Annotated in this window: 1 protein-coding gene; it reads right to left on the reverse strand. The window is 39.9% G+C overall.

What is annotated here, in order from left to right; genetic code table 11:
- A partial coding sequence (locus tag IQR33_RS06675) for a hypothetical protein (RefSeq protein WP_193843600.1) occupies positions 1–626 on the reverse strand: 626 nt, incomplete at its 3' end.
- Positions 627–840: the final 214 nt, after the last annotated feature.

Raw genomic sequence — 840 nt, forward strand, 5'->3', positions numbered from 1 at the left:
GTTTGAGTCACTAATTTGGAATAGGATGGTTTGTCGATTCGCTCAGAAACATGAAATCTATGAGTGGAGCTAAACTGCATTAGCCACGCTTTCAACTCAAGCCAAACAATATTGTAAGGCTTGTAACCTTCACCCGAAAATCCATCGAACTTAAAATCAGCGTGCCAATCATCTCCCCTGTATCGCGCCGTTCTATTTGGGTGTTTGACTTCCAATTTAAAGTCAGAGAATTGCATAAAACGTTCTATTAATCGGTTATATGTTGGATGACATAATAGGGTCTCGTACACATGGCTAGGGAGTAAACTGAGATTGATTTGCAATGATGAAGTAGTGTCTTTAGGTGGAAAGCCTCTAGCCTTGTTAACCAAGTCAAAATAATCGTTAGACGGTTTGAAATGACTATCCAAATAGATTTGTTCTTCCAAAATGGATGCTGATACAGCTTGTCGCTTCAGTTGTTCTACGGCCTTGTCCCAAGGTAATGCTATACCGTTTTCGCTTGCACATTGATTCAATGCTTCGGTAAGTGTTATGTCTTGAGATTTTCTCAGACGTTTCGCATCCATTTTGACTTGCTTAACGGAACGCCCTGATGGAAATTTTAGGTTGGATAGATCGCTCATATATGTGCTTCCATACTTATCAGAATCCAATGGCCGACTCACTGAACTCTAGAATGAAAAACATACTGAGTAAGTGAAGATTTTAATTCAGATGACTCGAAGCGGTCTTCGCCAAAGGTCGGCTAAACAAGCGGTCTGAATACCCACTCTGCTAATTACAATAGCAAAGCGGATCAATATAGCAACTTGTTTTTGATTAGATTTGCTTATATCG

This window comes from Vibrio sp. OPT46 (assembly GCF_015163535.1).
GTDB classification, from domain to species: Bacteria; Pseudomonadota; Gammaproteobacteria; order Enterobacterales; family Vibrionaceae; genus Vibrio; species Vibrio alginolyticus.